Annotated in this window: 11 protein-coding genes; all 11 read right to left on the minus strand. The window is 42.4% G+C overall.

Annotation, left to right across the window (positions count from 1 at the left end):
* Positions 1-160: 160 nt before the first annotated feature.
* The 11 genes from DWW33_RS09955 to DWW33_RS10005 all read right to left on the minus strand — a co-directional run bounded on the left by DWW33_RS09955 (position 161) and on the right by DWW33_RS10005 (position 17,363).
* The gene (locus DWW33_RS09955) at positions 161-493 is read right to left on the minus strand and encodes a hypothetical protein (RefSeq protein ID WP_118639418.1); all 333 of its coding nucleotides are present in this window, start codon (positions 491-493) and stop codon (positions 161-163) included.
* A 46-nt stretch (positions 494-539) separates the two neighbouring features.
* Complete coding sequence (locus DWW33_RS09960; RefSeq protein WP_117841876.1) at positions 540-1,040, minus strand: PTS sugar transporter subunit IIA; 501 nt, start codon at positions 1,038-1,040, stop codon at positions 540-542.
* An 88-nt stretch (positions 1,041-1,128) separates the two neighbouring features.
* Positions 1,129-1,986: a MurR/RpiR family transcriptional regulator gene (locus DWW33_RS09965; RefSeq protein ID WP_147404718.1), complete on the minus strand. Its 858-nt coding sequence runs from the start codon at positions 1,984-1,986 to the stop codon at positions 1,129-1,131.
* 135 nt (positions 1,987-2,121) lie between these two features.
* Positions 2,122-3,501 carry a PTS transporter subunit EIIC gene (locus DWW33_RS09970; protein WP_118639420.1) on the minus strand — a complete coding sequence of 460 codons (1,380 nt, stop codon included), beginning with the start codon at positions 3,499-3,501 and terminating at the stop codon, positions 2,122-2,124.
* A gap of 38 nt (positions 3,502-3,539) precedes the next feature.
* A complete protein-coding gene (locus DWW33_RS09975) occupies positions 3,540-5,429 on the minus strand; it encodes an oxidoreductase (RefSeq protein ID WP_199650768.1) in 1,890 nt (629 codons plus the stop codon).
* 318 nt (positions 5,430-5,747) lie between these two features.
* Positions 5,748-7,655 (minus strand): 1,4-alpha-glucan branching protein GlgB, encoded by a 1,908-nt coding sequence (gene glgB / locus DWW33_RS09980; RefSeq protein WP_118639421.1) that lies wholly within the window; start codon positions 7,653-7,655, stop codon positions 5,748-5,750.
* A gap of 27 nt (positions 7,656-7,682) precedes the next feature.
* The gene (locus tag DWW33_RS09985) at positions 7,683-10,106 is read right to left on the minus strand and encodes a tetratricopeptide repeat protein (RefSeq protein WP_118639422.1); all 2,424 of its coding nucleotides are present in this window, start codon (positions 10,104-10,106) and stop codon (positions 7,683-7,685) included.
* Positions 10,107-10,450: 344 nt separating this feature from the next.
* Entirely contained in the window at positions 10,451-11,785 is a 1,335-nt protein-coding gene (locus DWW33_RS09990) for an AI-2E family transporter (protein WP_242995133.1), read from the minus strand.
* A gap of 26 nt (positions 11,786-11,811) precedes the next feature.
* Entirely contained in the window at positions 11,812-14,097 is a 2,286-nt protein-coding gene (locus DWW33_RS09995; RefSeq protein WP_118639423.1) for a hydratase, read from the minus strand.
* A 176-nt stretch (positions 14,098-14,273) separates the two neighbouring features.
* Positions 14,274-16,658, minus strand: a complete 2,385-nt coding sequence (locus tag DWW33_RS10000; RefSeq protein ID WP_118639424.1) for a histidine kinase dimerization/phospho-acceptor domain-containing protein — start codon at positions 16,656-16,658, stop codon at positions 14,274-14,276.
* Positions 16,659-16,673: 15 nt separating this feature from the next.
* On the minus strand, positions 16,674-17,363 hold the full coding sequence (locus DWW33_RS10005; RefSeq protein ID WP_022242854.1) for a response regulator transcription factor: 690 nt from the start codon (positions 17,361-17,363) through the stop codon (positions 16,674-16,676).
* Positions 17,364-17,555: the final 192 nt, after the last annotated feature.

Here is a 17,555-nt window from a genome sequence, read left to right on the forward strand (position 1 = left end):
AATTCCTCCATTTTCACGGTCTTATCAAATGTCCTGCTATTTTATTATGTCGGCTGATTGAGTGAAAAACTTAAGTAGGCAGCGAAAAACCAGATAGCCATTTTCTTATGAAAGAAAGAACTATCTGGTTTTATGATTTTTTTATATCATTACTTTTATTTTACAGCTCTTCCGGCTTTGTCAAATCCGAAAGGCTCATCTCCTGAGATGGCTTCTCCGGTGCTTCGCCATTTCCCGGCGCGCCACCCATTCCCTGACGGCTGATGGTTGTATCATCCGTTACGGTTATGGTCTTTTCTTCTCCGCTCAGTGTAAGCGTTCCGTCATCGAAACTGTATGCTCCAACCTCTATCGTAGTGGAATCATCACTGACGCTACTGACCTCGCCATATAAGGTATCGCTTTCCTCTGCCTCCGTAGAAACCTCCGTGTGGGTTGCTGTATTGTTTCCGCATCCGCTTAAAGTTGAAAAACTAAGTACAAGTCCTAACATTATAATATGTGAAGTTTCTATGTTTTTTAATTACAAATTTCCAATCTTAAAATTCTACGATTACCGTCTCGTTCTGTACTGCATCCATTCCGGTATGAAACTTCATATCCGGGTACTCATCTCCGTTGGTAAATACCAGAATGCAGGTTTTCTCATATCCCTGGGCTTTGATTTTCTCCGGGTCAAATTCTAAGAGCTTGTCTCCCGCTTTTACTTTCTGTCCCTGTTTTACAAAGTAGCGGAAACCATCGCCCTGCATATTTACGGTATCGATTCCTTCATGAATCAGGACTTCTGCTCCGTTTGATAAGGTTAATCCAACCGCATGCCTGGAATCATCCATTAATAAAGATACTGTTGCGGCACACGGAGCGGTAACAATATTTCCTTCCGGCTCAATTGCCAGTCCATCACCTAACGCCTTTGAGGAAAATACCTCATCCTTTACTTCTTCAATCGGAATTACTTTTCCCGACAGATATGCTTTCAGAACCGGTGTCTGGTTCTCTTCTGCAGAATTTTCTTTATTTTTAAAAATGGAAAACATCTCTATTTCCCGCCTTTCTTTTCTTTTTTCACTTCTATGCTGCCAAGCCTGGTTGGTTTACATAACTATAGACAACATCCTTGTCTTTCTACTGCTCTTTGCTTTCTTTTATGAAATACGCCTTTTCCTTTGTCTCCTTTTCATTGCTTTCATAATCAAGCTGATACAAAAATGAAAACATGCAATCCAATATAAAATGGAATGCGCTATATACCGCAAACGTATCTATTTTCTCTTCATAAGAGCCCTGCTCCTGGATGTCCACCAGAATGACTTCCTGACACATTTTCGCCACGGAGCTGTCTGGAGTTGCCGTAATTCCTACGCTGTACCGTTTATTCTTTTTCAGAAGCTTTAAGCTTTCTACCACATCCCGGTTTTCACCAGACTGGGAAATTGCAAGATTGATGGTGTGCTCCGTTGCTGTCAGCGCATAGCCCGGCAGGAAACAGGAACTCATCGTCAAGTTTACTATTTTACCAAAACGCAGCATTTTCTGTTGAAATTCCAGTGCTACGGTAGCAGATGTACCCACACTGAAAACATTAATCATATCAGCTCTGCTCATCCGCTGTACAATGCGGTGCAGCTGGTTATAATCAAATCCAGACACTGTTTTTCTTATAGTCTCATTATTTAATTTTGCAAGTTTCCTTGCTATCTGTTCAAAAGAGTCATTTCCCGAAAAAGGATAGTTTGCATCTACTACGCCCTGATTTGCAAATGCTTCATATTCTGAATAAAACAGAATCTGAAATTTTTTATATCCATCCAGTCCCAGCTTTCTACAAAATCTTGTAATAGTAGATGGCGACGAAAAAGTCGCACGCGCCAAGGACTGAATGGACATATTTTTTACATCAAACCCATTTTTCATCAAATAAGCTGCAATACTTTTTTCAACATCTGTAAAGTCTGCCTGCTTCATCAGTTTTTCTATAATCATAGCACTTCCCTTTCTTCCGGCAGCTTTTGCCAAATAATTTTACATTTATTTTAGCAGAGAATCCACCGGAAAAAAAGGGAAGATATTGTAAATTACCAGAAATACACTTTGCAAGTTTCCCGCATCAATTATATTCTAGTCATATTCTTTTACTTTTCCGCTCTTAAGCAGGAATGCTGTAATTCCGAATCCTAAAACAATGGATACGATAATTCCTACGCAGTACATTGGGAAGTTGACACATCCAAACCATCCACTGAAAGCAAGCAGTCCTGAGAAGGAGAAGTTTGTTGCTGCAACACCGCCGATTCCAAGAACTAATCCTGCTGCTGCACCGGAAACAATCATTGTTCCAAGCAACCATTTGCTTCTTAAAATGATACCGTAAAGTCCAGGCTCTGTAATACCGCAAAGTGCATTGGTAAATGCTGCTGAACCTGCAGTTGTCTTGTCTCCTGCATTTTTTGCAAATACTGCCACTGCAAGGCAGATTCCAAGTGCTGCGTAGTTACCCATTCCACCTGCTGCCAGCGCCGGCTCAAAGCCCTGCTCTGCCATAATTCCAAGAAGAATCGGAGTAACTGCCCAGTGCATACCAAGAAGGATTACCAAGGAGAATAATCCACCAAATACAATGCCTACAAGAATCTTGCTTGCGCTTACTACACCGTATACGGCATTAATTCCATTTGCAACAAGTCCGCCCAGTGGTCCAAATACAAGAATGCTAAGTGGAACAAATACAATCAAACATAAGAATGGAACAAGGATAAACTGCACTACCTGTGGTAAAATCTTTTTCAGCCATTTTTCAAAATAGCTCATGCAGAATACTGCCAGTAAAATCGGAATAAAGGAACCGCTGAAATTATATGCGGTAAAGTTAATTCCCAATAAGGAAGCTTTCTCACCGGTTACCAGAAGGTCTGCTACGCCAGGATACATAATGGATGCACCCAGTGTTACGGCTACATATGGATTACATTTAAAATGCTTTCCTGCTGTAAATGCCAACAGAATCGGGAAGAAATAAATCAGCGAATAAAAAATAGAATAAAAGGTCTGGTAAGTAAGACCTGTGCTGTCTACTACGCCAAGGTTTGCCAGTAATCCAATTAATCCGGATGCGATACCACCGGTTGCCAGAATCGGAATATACGGTGCATATACATCGGACATCATTTTTGTAAATCTGTCTAAAAGTCCGACTTTCTTCTTCCCGTCATCCACAGCTTCTGCTGGATTTTCTACTTTTAATTTGGATTTCAGTGCCGGAACTTCTGCAAGCTGTGCATAAACATCACCTACATTTGGTCCGATTAATACCTGATAATATCCGGAGCCGATTAAGGTTCCCAGTACACCTTTTACTTTCTTTAAGGAAGCCTGATCAAATTTTGCTCCATCCTTTAATGTAAAACGGAGTCTTGTTGCACAGTGAATACAACTTTCAATATTATCTGTGCCACCCACGCCGGCGATAACCGCCTGAATTAATTCTGAGTAGTCTTTCATTCGTATTACCCCTTTCTTTTGTGTAATTCACATTTTTCTTATATATTTAATCCTGCTGCAAACCCTTCAAAATTTGCATTCATAATGTTCGATGGACTGATACAGTCCCCAATTGCTATGGTATCTTTACAAATTCCGTAAAATGCTTCTACAAGCTTTTTCTGTGCCGAAAGTCCGGTAGAAAGAATCAGGTTGTCATAGGAAATACTCTTCTCTTCTCCCTTTTCATCCTTATAAACAACAACATCCTCTTCGATTCTGCTGCAACCGCATTTTAACAGGCTGTGAAGATTCTCATACTGCAAAAACTTCTGACGTAATGCTTCCCGGTATAAAGAGTTGGCATTTGCTGCCAGTGTATCGGTCAGTTCCAGAATGGAAACATTCTTTCCCTGCTCGGCAAGCTCTAATCCTATCTCGCATCCAATACTTCCTCCACCGAGGATTACTATCTCCTGTCCTAGCTGTTCCGGATGCATAATCGCTTTTGTTGCAAGCTGTACCTTGGGATTATCAATTCCCGGAATCGGAAGAACCCGCTCCGTAGCACCAAGGGCAACTATCAATGAATCCGGCTGAAGCTCTTTTATAGACTCCGGTGTTGCTTCTGTGTTCAGACGAACCTCTATCTTTCTTTTTGCCATCTGCATCCGGTAATAGTTTAAAAGCCGCTTAACTTCTTCCTTGTGTGCTTCTTTTTCAATGAAGCGAAGCATGCCGCCCAGTTCACTTTCTTTTTCCAGCAATGTCACCTGATGTCCCCGGTCATATGCTGTCATGGCAGCTTTCATGCCTGCCGGTCCTCCACCAACGATTACCACATGTTTTTTCTCTTTTGCTTCCGGCAAATCAAGACCTGATGGAATAAATTCCTCATTGTGATATCTTGGATTTACCGAGCAGCCTACATTCCAGTGGTCTGTGGAAATGTGATAACAGTTGGAGCATCTGAGACACGGAACAATGTCTTCCGGATGCTCCTCCAGTGCTTTCTTCGGCCAGTTCGGGTCTGCCAGAAGTGTTCTTCCAAATGCCACCATATCCACGTAACCCTTTGCAATAATTTCATCTGCCATTTCCGGGGTCATAACGGCGCTGACCACAGAAACCGGAATCTTAAGCTCCTGTTTTGCAATTTTTGCCCATTTGAGATTCGGCATTTCTTCTTCCAGATTGGTTGTGATGCAATGCACATTTGCTTCAAACACTTTATCAATTCCAGATGAAATCTGAACAGTATCCACATACCGCTCTGCCTGCTTCAGGAAGTACATCACATCCTCAAAGCTTATGGAATCTTCAATCCATTCATAGGCACTGACACGCATATCAATCGGATAATCTTTTCCAACTGCTTTCCGGACGGTTTCTAATATCCGAAGTGGAAAACGGCTGCGGTTTTCGATGCTTCCACCGTAGGAATCTGTCCGGTGATTGTAATGTGGGGAAAGGAACTGTGCCGGAAGCCAGCCATGTCCGAAGTGAAGAAAAATGGAATCGAAACCAATTTTTCTTGCACTTGCTGCGGTCTCGGCATACCACTGCAACGTTTCTTCCATCAACGCTTCATCCATTTCCTTTACTTCCACTCCATCCGGGCGGATAAATCCAGACGGTCCTTTCGCATAATCCACCGTTCTTGCATCCTGTCCTGCGTGAAAGATTTCGATAGAAGCTTTCGCTCCGCCTTTGTGAATCTTCAACACTTTCTTTCTGGTTGCTTCTCTTTCATACTTGGCAAATGGATACGGTTCTTCCGGACTTGCAAAACTGGAACGTCCCGGTTCTACTATTGCATGTCCCGCAATTACAAGTGCTGCACCGCCCAATGCTTTTTCTTCAAAATCATCACCTGTCGGTGTTGCCACAATTCTATTTTTTAATATCATTCCATTAATAGAAATTGGCTGAAATAAATGATTATACACGTTCTTCTCCTTTCTGCTGTATTTTATTTACCTTCATCTTAAGGCACTTAAACCGCAGAAACAAGCCACTGAAAACAACTGGAAAATATTTTTCACAATCTCTATTTTTCATCATTTATTTATGAAATTTATTATCTTTTTATAATTTAGGGCTTCACTTTTTGCTTTTTTGTCTATTTTTATCTACAGAACCTGCCACCGGCACATTCTCGCGGAGCGTTTTTTACTTTATAGGAAAGTAATTTCCTGTAAAGCAAAAAAAGCACGTTAACCAACCTGGCTAACGTGCTGCTTTGTTTTCTTATTATTCTTTGCTTCCTACATTACCCGGAATACTGCGACGCCAAACGGTGGCAGCGGATAGGAAATGGAATATTCTCTTCCATCACATTCCGACTTCACCGCCTTATAGCTTGCCGGTCTGCTCTTATCTGCTTCTGTTCCGCCGAAACGCTCTTCATTGCTGTTCAGCAGAAGGTGATAGGTGCCTTTCTTCGGTACACCCACACGGTAATCATCTCTGGCTACCGGAGTCATGTTACAGACAAAGAGAAGTGAGTTCTTGCCATTCTTGCTCTTGCGGACAAAGCTGTAGATGCTTCTGTCTGCATCATCTGCATTAATCCACTCGAAACCGTTCCAGTCGCTATCCTGCTCATACATTGCCGGATATTTGCGGTAAATATGGAGCAGTTCACGGAAGTATTCATTCATCTGTCTGTGACGTGGTTCTTCCATAAGATACCAGTCTAATTCCCGTTCTTCACTCCATTCACGAAGCTGTCCGAAATCCTGTCCCATAAAGAGAAGCTTCTTACCCGGATGTCCCATCATAAAGGAGTATGCGCTCTTTAAATTGCGGAACTTGTCTTCCTCATCACCTGGCATCTTCTCCCACATGGATTTCTTCAGATGCACAACCTCATCATGAGACAGCACCAGTATGTATTTTTCAGAGCTGTTATAGCTCATGGCGAAAGTCATCTTGTGATGATTATTTTTACGGAAATACGGGTCTAAAGACATATAATCCAGGAAATCATGCATCCATCCCATATTCCATTTGTATGTGAAATTCAATCCACCCTTGTCTGCCGGTCCGGTTACCATCGGCCAGGCGGTAGATTCCTCTGCAATCATGACAGTACCGTGATTTCTTCCGGTGATTAAGGTATTGATATGGCGGAAGAATTCGATGGCTTCTAAGTTCTTGTTCTCACCATATTTATTGGCAATCCACTGTCCGTCTTTCTTGCCATAGTCAAGATATAACATGGATGCCACCGCATCTACACGGAGTCCGTCAATGTGATAATGTTCAATCCACATTAAGGCACTTCCGATTAAGAAGTTCTTTACTTCGGATTTGCCATAATCAAAAATCTTAGTACCCCACTCCGGATGTTCACCCATCCGTGGGTCAGAATATTCATATAACGGGCAGCCGTCAAAATCAGCCAGTCCGTGGGCATCCTTCGGGAAATGTGCCGGTACCCAGTCTAAGATAACGCCAATGCCATGCTTATGCAGGTAGTTTACCAGATAAACAAAATCCTCCGGCGTTCCATACCGTGAAGTTGGTGCATAGTAGCCGGTTACCTGATAGCCCCAGGAACCATCGTATGGATATTCGGAAATTCCCATTAATTCTACATGGGAATATCCCATGCCTTTAACATATTTTGTCAGTGCTTCTGCCATTTCACGGTAGGAATAGAATCCCTCATCTTCTCTTCCCGGATGGCGCATCCAGGAACCCAGATGTACCTCGTAAATTGCCATCGGCTCTGCATAGACATCTTCTGTCTGTTTCCGTTTGTCCATCCACTTATCATCTGTCCATTTGAAATGCTCAATATCAGCAATACGGGAAGCTGTTCCCGGGCGTACCTCTGCATAATTGGCATATGGATCTGCTTTATACAATTTCCGTCCATCTGGTGTGATAATCAGATATTTGTATAGGTCTCCTAATTTTGCCTTTGAAATAAATGTTTCATAAATTCCAATTCCTGACGGCTCTAACCGCCGCATCGGATTTGCTGTCTCATCCCAGTCATTAAAAGTTCCAATGACATAGACTTCTGCAGCATGTGGTGCCCAGACATCGAAAAGAATCCCCTTTTTCTTCCTTATCTCTGCCGGATGAGCTCCCAGTTTCTTGTAAATGTCATAGTGTGTTGCCTGGCCAAATAAATACATATCCAGTTCTGTGAAGTTCCCCATTTATACTACACCTCATTTCTTTCTTTCCTATTCTTCGAAATCCTTTTCATGAAGGATGACATAATCATCATCTTTGTATTTCTTTGAGAAAAATACTTTCTTAATGCTGAATTTCTCGGAATTGGCAATTGCTTCGTCCACGATTTCTTTCACCTCGGTCAGCGTGGTCGCTCTGTCTAAGCGTTGAATGTTACTAATTCTGTTGTATAGAGCAAGAACCGCCATCTCATCTATTTCATAGGTCAGTTCGTGGGCATACGATTTTGCAAAGGATACCAGCTCGTCACTGGTAAATATCGGAAGCGTAATCTTCTCGGTAAATCGTCTGGCAAAGGACTCATCTCTTCCCATTGCTTTGGTGATTCCCTCTCTGGTATCTTCTGCGATTACAAGGATTCCGGTGTCATCTGCTTCTAATGCCAGTGATAATTTCACGGCTGTTTCCCGGCTGATTCCTCCGATTTTTTCTATAATAAGACATCCACCGGCAACTTTCTTTAAAAGTTCCGGGATATTTTTCTGATTTAATGAAACGGCATCTATCTTTCCGACACGCTTGCCCGGCTTTCCGATTTCATTCTGGATTGCCTTCACCAGTGCGGTGGCAAGTACGGTCTTACCGCTTCCTCTTGCTCCCTGAATCAGGATGTTTCCACCTTTGATTCCCTTTTCTAAATGTTCAATGGATCCTTCCATTGCCTGACAAATCTGCGGCTCCATTCCGGATACCGGAACAAAATAAGTAAAGATAGCTTTCTGCTCCTTGGAAAGATGGGTAATCGGTTTTCTCTCTCCGATGTTATCCTCATCTGAATCCGGCTCTGCAATCTCCGGAAGTTTCTCCTCCGGCTTTGCATCCTCTGTCTCAGCTTCCGGTTCTAACTGTATCTTCGGTAAGACTTCTTCTGATTCTGTTGCTGCCACTTCTTCTGCTATATCATCCGGCAGTGCAATCTCTGGGAGTTCTTCTTCCGGCGAAAGTTCTGTCATTTCTTCTGTGCCAGCCGGTTCTTCTTCATCGGCAGCTGCAATACCTTCTCCTTCCGGAATTTCCATCGCATCTGCTGCACCTGCAGCCGCCTCTCCTCTCTGTCCCGGTACACCGGCAGCTAGGAATTCATCGATTTTCGCATTTGCCTGACTGATGGAATCAATCTGCTGCTGCAAAATATCATTCATATTGGCAACAAGTTGTCCGGCTTCTTCCTCCGGCAGCTTGCCTAAGTATTCTTTTTCTAATAATTCTTTGGAGGTAAGTCCTGCATCCAGCTGCGGAATTACATCTGCAAGACGCTCCATGATATCTCCGGCTTCTGCTAATGCCTTTGCCTTGGCAGATTCTAACTTCTGCTGCTCCGCTTCCTGTAATGCTTTCTCTGCGGCACGCTTGGTCTTCTCCCACTCCTCTAAAATATCCTGTATGCTCATCTGTCCGGTAATCTGTGCTTCTAATGCACTCTTCTCCGGGACTACCATACGCATCTGACCATCATAATCTTCGCCTAACATCTCCTGGAAATTAATTTTCAGGGAGCCATCGATTTCTTCATCGGTTGGGATATCCGCAAAACGCTCTTTCTGTGCCTCTTCATCCTGTGGGAGCTGCAAATACGGAATCTCTTCTACAATTTTCTTGATGCCCTGCATGGTATCTGCCACTTCTTCTTTCTCTGTGGCATTCATAATCTGCTGCATGCTGCGGGCTAATTCTTCCTGCAGATTTACCGTATTAAATTTCTCTGCATTGGTGGTTACCGGTTTAATCTGTACCGGCTCCTTGATAATCTCACCGGATTCCAGATAATCCTCCGGCCGCACTTCCACGATGCCGTCTTTCCGCTGTTTAAACTGGCGGTACTTGTCCTCCTGTGCCCGGTTTAATGGCTGATAAAGCATCTTTAATTCCAGTGCTTTCTCTACATATGGACCATCGCCAAACCAGAGAATCAGTTCATCACAGGCATTGATACATTCTTCGCTGCGTCCTGCCTGATGATATAAATATGCCAGTTCAAATGCCCATTTCTCGGTATATTCCTGTTCCTTTAACTCTTCGAGAATCTGAATTAAGACATCCAGACCTGCACCCTTTGCTTTATTCATCTCATAGCGGAGAATATATTTCAAATTATCATGGGGTGCAATCTCTACAAACTCATCATAATATTCCTGTGCTTCATCAAATTCCTTCGTTTTGATGGCAATCTCTGCCAGCTTATAGATAATCATTCGTCCGATAGGAGAACGGTCATATGCCATCAGGAGAATCTCTTTTGCTTCATCATAACGACCAATCTGTGCATAAATATCTCCGGCTTTCATCAGTGCGTTGACATTACGGACCTTTCGCCAGTTGATACTGTCAGCAATTTCAGCAGCTTCTGTATACTGCTTCTTCGCCATCAGATTTTTTATTTCATCTAGTTTTAATTTGTATTCATATTTATCCAAAATATGTCACCTCAATATCTATTTCAAGTAAACTTAAATTCATCTTTTTTCGTCAGGGTATACTGACCCCAATTATTGTTTTAAGTGTACCATAAGGGGTGCCTTCTGTCAAAAATAATCGAACCGGCACGACGGACTTTTTCATGTTTAAAAAAGAATGTACCTTGCACATTCTCGCGCCTGCGGCGGTCGCTTGCGACATCTACCTTATACGCCGCAGTGCGCATCCTTGCGGAGCGTTTTTTACTTTACAGGAAAGCAATTTCCTATAAAGTAAAAAATCCGAAGAATCATAACATTTTATCTGCTATCATTCTCCGGATTATTTATTTCTTTACCAGAATTTACTTTTTCTCTTTTTTCTTTAAAGATGGAATATGAAGTTCCTTTTTCTCAGAGGCTTCCTCTACCGGCTCCTTCAAAAGTACGATTTCATTGGTCTTTTCATCGACTTTTTCCAGGCAGATATATTCGTCCGTATCCTCCGGCAGCTTTCGTTTCCGCAGACAGTAATCCACGGTCTTATCGATAATATAATAGATGACTGCGAAGGTCGGAACACCAAGAATCATTCCGCCGATTCCAAAGAGTCCGCCGCCTACCATGATGGCAAATACCACCCAGAAGGAATTCAGTCCGGTGGAATCTCCTAAAATCTTCGGTCCGATAATATTTCCATCTACCTGCTGCAAAATAAATATAAATATCAGGAAATAGATTCCCTTAATCGGGTCTGCCAGTGCGATGATAATAACACTCGGTATTGCTCCGATAAAAGGGCCAAAGAACGGAATAATATTAGTCAGTCCCACAAATACGGAAACCAGCAGGGTATATGGCATCTTCATAATCAGAAGACAGATATAACACAATACACCGATAATGGCGGAATCCAATAATTTACCGGAAATAAATCCACCGAATATTTCATTGCTCTTCCGGAAGGTGTCAATAATTACATTGCCCCGCACCGGCTTGAAAATGGCATATACAATCTTTTTGGACTGACCGATAAATTTCTCCTTCGTCATCAGCACATAAACAGATACGATAAGTCCGATGATTGCATTCATCAGCACCTTAACCATATTGATTACACCACTGGTAATGGATGTAATGTAAGTCTGGATGTTTGGCAGGAAAGACTCCTTTACCCAGTTTTCAAGGTACGTTACCATATCCATCATGTTCGTTTCTAATGACTGTATGATTTCATTATCTGAATTTGTCAGTCCATTGAACCAGTCAATAAATGAATCCACCTGCTTTGGCAGGGAATTTACCATTCCAGAAATACTGCTGATTAACTGCGGAATCATCATGGCAAACAGCAGGATTACAATTAATACAAAGACAACTACCGCTCCACCGGTTGCAATACTCCTTGCAATCTTCCTGCACTTCTTCTCTTTCTGCACTCTTGGTTCTAAGAAATGCAGCAAATGCTTTTCAAAGAATTTCATAATTGGATTAATGAGGTATGCAATCACAAGTCCGAAGGTAATCGGCTGTAATACCCTCATTATAGTGTCCCAGCCCTTTGAGACACCATTGTACCGGTATATCATAAAGAAAAACATTGTGCAGCAGCAGAACAGTACAAATACCAGCACTGCAAGGCTGATGTACCAGCGCATCCCATGTTCTGTTTTCCCGCTCTTTTTCTTATCTTCTTCCATTCCGTTCTCCTTCTTTTTCCGGAATTTTATTTCCGGTTATAGTTAATGAGGCATCCTTTACGGATAATCTCTCTCTCCTCGTCAGTAAGGTCACCCAAGGTTAATGAGAACTCGGTTAACTGTCCGTCTTTTACGGCATACGCTTTTACTTCCGGAGCTTTCTCTTCTACTGCTTTGCGGATTTCCGGTACAAAGAGATAGTCTCCGTTGGCAAATGGCAGTTCTCCTTCTTTGATGATAAATGGAAGCATACCCCAGTTAATCAGGTTGGAACGATAACGCTTGGTTGCATATTCGTTGGCAATGTTTGCCCAGCCGCCTAATACTTTCTGGCAGGATGCTGCCTGCTCACGGGCAGAACCGTCGCCTGGTTTTACTGCAAAAATGGTACTTCCGATTCCGGTATTCTCTTCATTGATATCCGGGAACTGTGTACGGATTGCATCTACAGCTGCCTTTAATTCCGGCAGCACTGCGTATGGCTCTTCGCCTGCTTCTCTTGCCGCTTCTGCCTTCTGTACTTCTTTCGCACGTCCAACGTATGCAGGGTCTTTTCTGGAAAGTGTGAACTCTGCCAGTCCCAGCGGGTTAGAACGGTAAGAAGATGTCTCTCCGGAAGGAATCAGCTCATCGGTTGTAGTTACCGGATCATGAATCTCGGATACTACCTTTAAGATGAGGTTATCGGTTAATGCTACCATCTTTGGCCAGTCTTTGATGTTTGGTCCCATCTGGATTTCTACAGATGGATCTGCTACACCATGGCTGTCAAAGACGCGGTTCTCATATATGGTCTTATCAAAGAAATATTTTGGCTTACTGAAGTTCACATCCACATCAGTTGCTGCGGTTAAATATCCCTTGTTTGCTGCGGTTGCTGCAATAGAACGGGCATCCATCAATGCTACGGATGCAATCTGGCCGTTCTGTACCTTGGAGCCTTCACGGTTCGGGAAGTTTCTGGTAGAATGTCGGATGGAGAATGCATTGTTAGCAGGTGTATCTCCTGCGCCGAAACATGGTCCGCAGAATGCAGTCTTAACGATTGCTCCTGTCTCCATTAATTTTGCTACAGCTCCGTTTTTCACCAGTTCCATGTAAATTGGGGTACTTGCCGGATATACGCTTAAGGTAAATTCATCCGGTCCGATGCTGCTTCCCGCTAAGATGTCTGCTGCATCACAGATATTTTCAAATCCACCACCGGCACAGCCTGCGATGATTCCCTGGTCTACATATAGTTTTCCATTGCGGACTTTATCCTTAAGATTTAAGTCTACTGCTCCATTGAAGCTTACCTGTGCTTTCTTCTCGCAGTCATCCAGGATCTCCATAAGGTTTGCATTCAGTTCTTCAATGGTATAGGTATTGCTTGGGTGGAATGGCATTGCAATCATTGGACGAATGGTGCTTAAGTCAATTTCAATCATGCCATCATAGTAAGCAACCTGTCCCGGATTTAATTCTTTGTATTCTTCTACTCTTCCGTGAATGTCATAGAATTCTTTCACTTTCTCATCAGTTGCCCAGATAGAGGAAAGACAGGTAGTCTCTGTGGTCATTACGTCTACGCCGATACGGTAATCTACGCTTAAGTTTGCAACACCAGGTCCTACGAATTCCATTACTTTATTCTTTACATAGCCATTGGCAAATACTTCACCGATGATTGCCAGTGCGATATCCTGCGGCCCAACGCCTTTTACCGGTTCTCCGGTTAAATATACGGCTACAACGCCCGGCATATTGATATCATAAGTCTGCTCTAAAAGCTGTTTTACAAGCTCCGGTCCACCTTCGCCCATTGCCATGGTTCCCAGTGCTCCGTAACGGGTATGGGAATCAGAACCAAGAATCATTTTTCCGCCGCCTGCAAGCATTTCACGGGCAAACTGGTGAATAACTGCCTGGTGAGGTGGTACATAGATTCCGCCGTATTTCTTTGCACAGGTCAGTCCAAACATGTGGTCATCTTCGTTGATGGTTCCACCTACTGCACAAAGGCTGTTATGACAGTTGGTCAGTACATAAGGAATTGGAAACTTTTCCAGTCCGGATGCTCTGGCTGTCTGGATAATTCCAACATATGTAATGTCATGGGAAGTCAGCTTATCAAATTTGATTTTCAGCTTCTCCATGCTGCCAGATGTGTTGTGGTCCTTTAAAATACCGTATGCAATGGTATTTTTTGCTGCTTCTTCTTTGCTTACCGCAGTGCCTGTCATGGATGCAATAGCTGCGGATGCTTCGCTATTGTCTTCTACTACGGTACATCCGTTTACGAGATATGCCCCTGTCTCATGTAACTTCATGAATGTTTCCTCCTGTTTTCTGAACTGATTACTATTTTATACCTCTTCCTATATAGGAAGAAATCGGCGGGGAAAAAGCCACCGCCGATACTCTTTTTCTAATTCGTTATTATAAAGAAACGTCTGTTAAAAATCAACCCTTTTCAAGGATTCCCCACGGTTTGCAAGGTTCCTTATTATGCCAGCGGAAAGGTAATGGTAACAGAGAATAAATCACCGTCCAGAGTTACTTCAAAGGTTCCGCCCATAATCGTGGTAAGATTCTGGGCAATGGAAAGTCCCAGTCCGCTTCCTTCCGTGGTTCTGGATTCGTCTCCTCTTGCAAAACGCTCCGTCAGCTCTGCCGCACTTCCATGCAGTGGCTGCTCGGAAATATTTTTAATAGAGAAGATTACCTTCTGCTCCGATGTCTCCATGGTCACATAGACTCTGGTATGTGCCATGGCATATTTTGCCACATTGTTATAAAGGTTCTCTACCACACGCCAGATTCGTCTGCCGTCTGCCATAATGACAACGGATTCCTTCGGCAGCTTTGTAATCGTGGTCAAATCCTTGGCTTCGAATTTCTCATTAAATTCACCTGCAGTCTGGTAAATCAGTTCCACAAAATTAATTCTTGTCATCTGAAGTGTAATATTTCCGGAGCTGATTCGTGATGCCTCTACCAGATCTTCTGTAAGCTGCCTTAACCGCTGGGATTTTTCTTCCAGTACATTCAGATAATTCTGCATCCGCTCACTTTCCGGCTTCTCCATTTTCATAAGGTTTACATAATTCAAAATAGAAGTCAGCGGTGTCTTGATATCATGGGATACATTGGTGATTAAGTCTGCCTTCATACGCTCGTTTTTGGTATTCTCTTCCACCACAAGATGCAGGCTGTCTCCAATGCTGTTTACTGCCTCTGCCAGCTTTTTGCTGTCGCTGTGAAGATTCTCTAACGGAATCTTATAGGATAAATCTCCTTCCGTAATCTGTCTGATTCCCTTCATGATTTCCTGCTTCTGTACTACATCCCGGAGATAGATTACACCGATAACAATAATCTGAAGTGCCAGAAGAATTCCACCTAACAAATGTCTTCTTGTAAAGAACTGATACGCCAAAAACAAAAATAACAACGCATTAAATACAAAGGTAACAATGACACGCACCGATGCTTTCCATGTTCCAAGTACTCGCAAAGTGCTGACATATACCCAGTTGGTAAAGCTGTATTCCCAGAACACGCCGGCTTTCATACGCCTTATAACACTGGTATAGAAAATCTGGAACATGCCGTCATAGATAAAGGAAATCACTCCTACTACCACAAGCATTCCCGGAATATCCCACTCATAGGATGCCGCAGAAAAACTTAAAACCAATATCAGTGCAGAAAATACAATAAATATCAAAAAGAAAAATTCCGTCTTAATATGGTCAATCCAGTTTAAATGAATCTTATCATCCTTATTATTGCGTCCTGCTGCAAGGGTAAGATAAACCAGTGTTACAATCCAGCCTAAAAGGCTTACCACAATGGTAACAATAGAAATCATACCCCACGGATGCAGGGTCATAAATTCTGATTTTGCTTTTGTAAAGCCATCTTCATTTGGAAATGTGGTATCTACCGCTACCAGAAAGACTGCATTATTTCCAATGCCGGACATGGTTCCGTCGATGTATTTGTAATAATAATCTTCCATTCCCTTTACATTGCTGCGGAATTTCAAATCCTTATCATTACAGTAGAGATAACTTCCCTTTTCTTTTCCGTAATCTAAAAGGTTATGCGCTTTGTCTCCGAATACATAAGAGGTGATATCTTCTTCCGTATCCTCTAACATATTTGTGTAGATAACCTGCTCATTTTCAATAAAGACATAAGATAAATTCGTCTCGGAATCGTCAAATTCATTTAATGCTTTCCGATATGCGGTCTCTTCCTGTCCGATACGGTCCAAAGTCTTTGCCAGTGCCTGATACAGCTCCTGGCCTTCCTCTTCCGTAAGCCTGCCCTCCTGTATGCCCTGGGCAATGGAAATACCGCTCTGTGGCAGGTATTTTTCCTCGATTTTATCGGCATACTGCACATATCCTTCCTTCGACCATGCCACCAGATCACTTAAGGTATAATTTTCAAACTGTGCCTTGTCATTTTCCCCGTCATACTCTTCTGCGTTGGAGATACTGCTGTCATCATACATCCAGTATGCCGAGGCACCATTCCGCACCAGTGTCATGGTATAGCTTTCTTCTGCGTCGTTACGGATAATGCCGCTTCTTGCGTATTTGATAACATTGACCGGTTTCTCCGAATCGTATTCCCCGTTGGTCTCAAAATTTTTCCGGGTCATTAAGAAATTAGTCAGTTCCGTTACCTTCTGTTCATAGACATAGCTGTAGTAACTGGAATCCACATAGCTCTGATTCGTCAGATTATCCATGTCTATCATATGCTTTCCGTTTAATGCCGCTACCATAAAGACGGACATCAGCAGCAGGACAGAAAACAGTAACTGCAGGAGAATAATGGTATTTTTCCATACATTTCCATAGTGTCTGTTCTTCATATTTGCTTTCCTTCGTTAATTCTTCTCAACTTTATATCCAACGCCCCATACTACTTTTAAGTATCTTGGCTCTTTCGGATTAATTTCAATCTTTTCACGGATATGACGGATATGAACAGCAACGGTGTTATCTGCACCAATTGCATCTTCATTCCAGATATTTTCATAAATTTGTTCAATAGAAAATACTTTACCCTGATTCTTTACCAGAAGCAGAAGAATATTATATTCAATCGGAGTAAGCTTCACTAATTCACCATCCACAGTGACTTCTTTCAAATCATCATTAATCATAAGACCGCCAACCTGATATACAGTCTCATTGCTTTCGCTGACATTGCCAAGCTGGGTATAACGGCGAAGCTGTGATTTTACTCTTGCTACCAGTTCCAGCGGGTTAAAGGGCTTGGTCACATAATCATCAGCACCGATGTTAAGTCCTAAGATTTTATCAGAATCCTCGGATTTTGCTGATAAAATAATAATTGGAATGCTGCTTTCCTCCCGAATCTTTAAAGTTGCCCGGATACCATCCAGTTTCGGCATCATGACATCAATAATCAGAAGATGCACCTCATTTTTCTTAAGCATATCCAGTGCCTGTTCTCCATCATATGCTTTCAAGACATGATAGCCTTCCTGTTGCAGGTAAATCTCGATTGCTTCTACAATTTCTTTATCATCATCACATACCAGTATATTCATTTCGTCCTCCTGTCCTCATGCTCTATCTTTACTGATTTTTGAATACTTCATACTGCGAACACATAAACTACCTCATAATTATCTATAGCGTATCAGATTTTTCTTAATAGGAAAAGCGTACTTTTCTTAAAAAACATTTAAAATTGTGTTATACTATACTAAATCCGTATCTTTCATAGCATTTTGTTGTGA

The sequence above is a fragment of the Roseburia sp. AF15-21 genome (genome assembly GCF_003479505.1).
Taxonomy (GTDB): Bacteria; Bacillota; Clostridia; order Lachnospirales; family Lachnospiraceae; genus Roseburia_C; species Roseburia_C amylophila.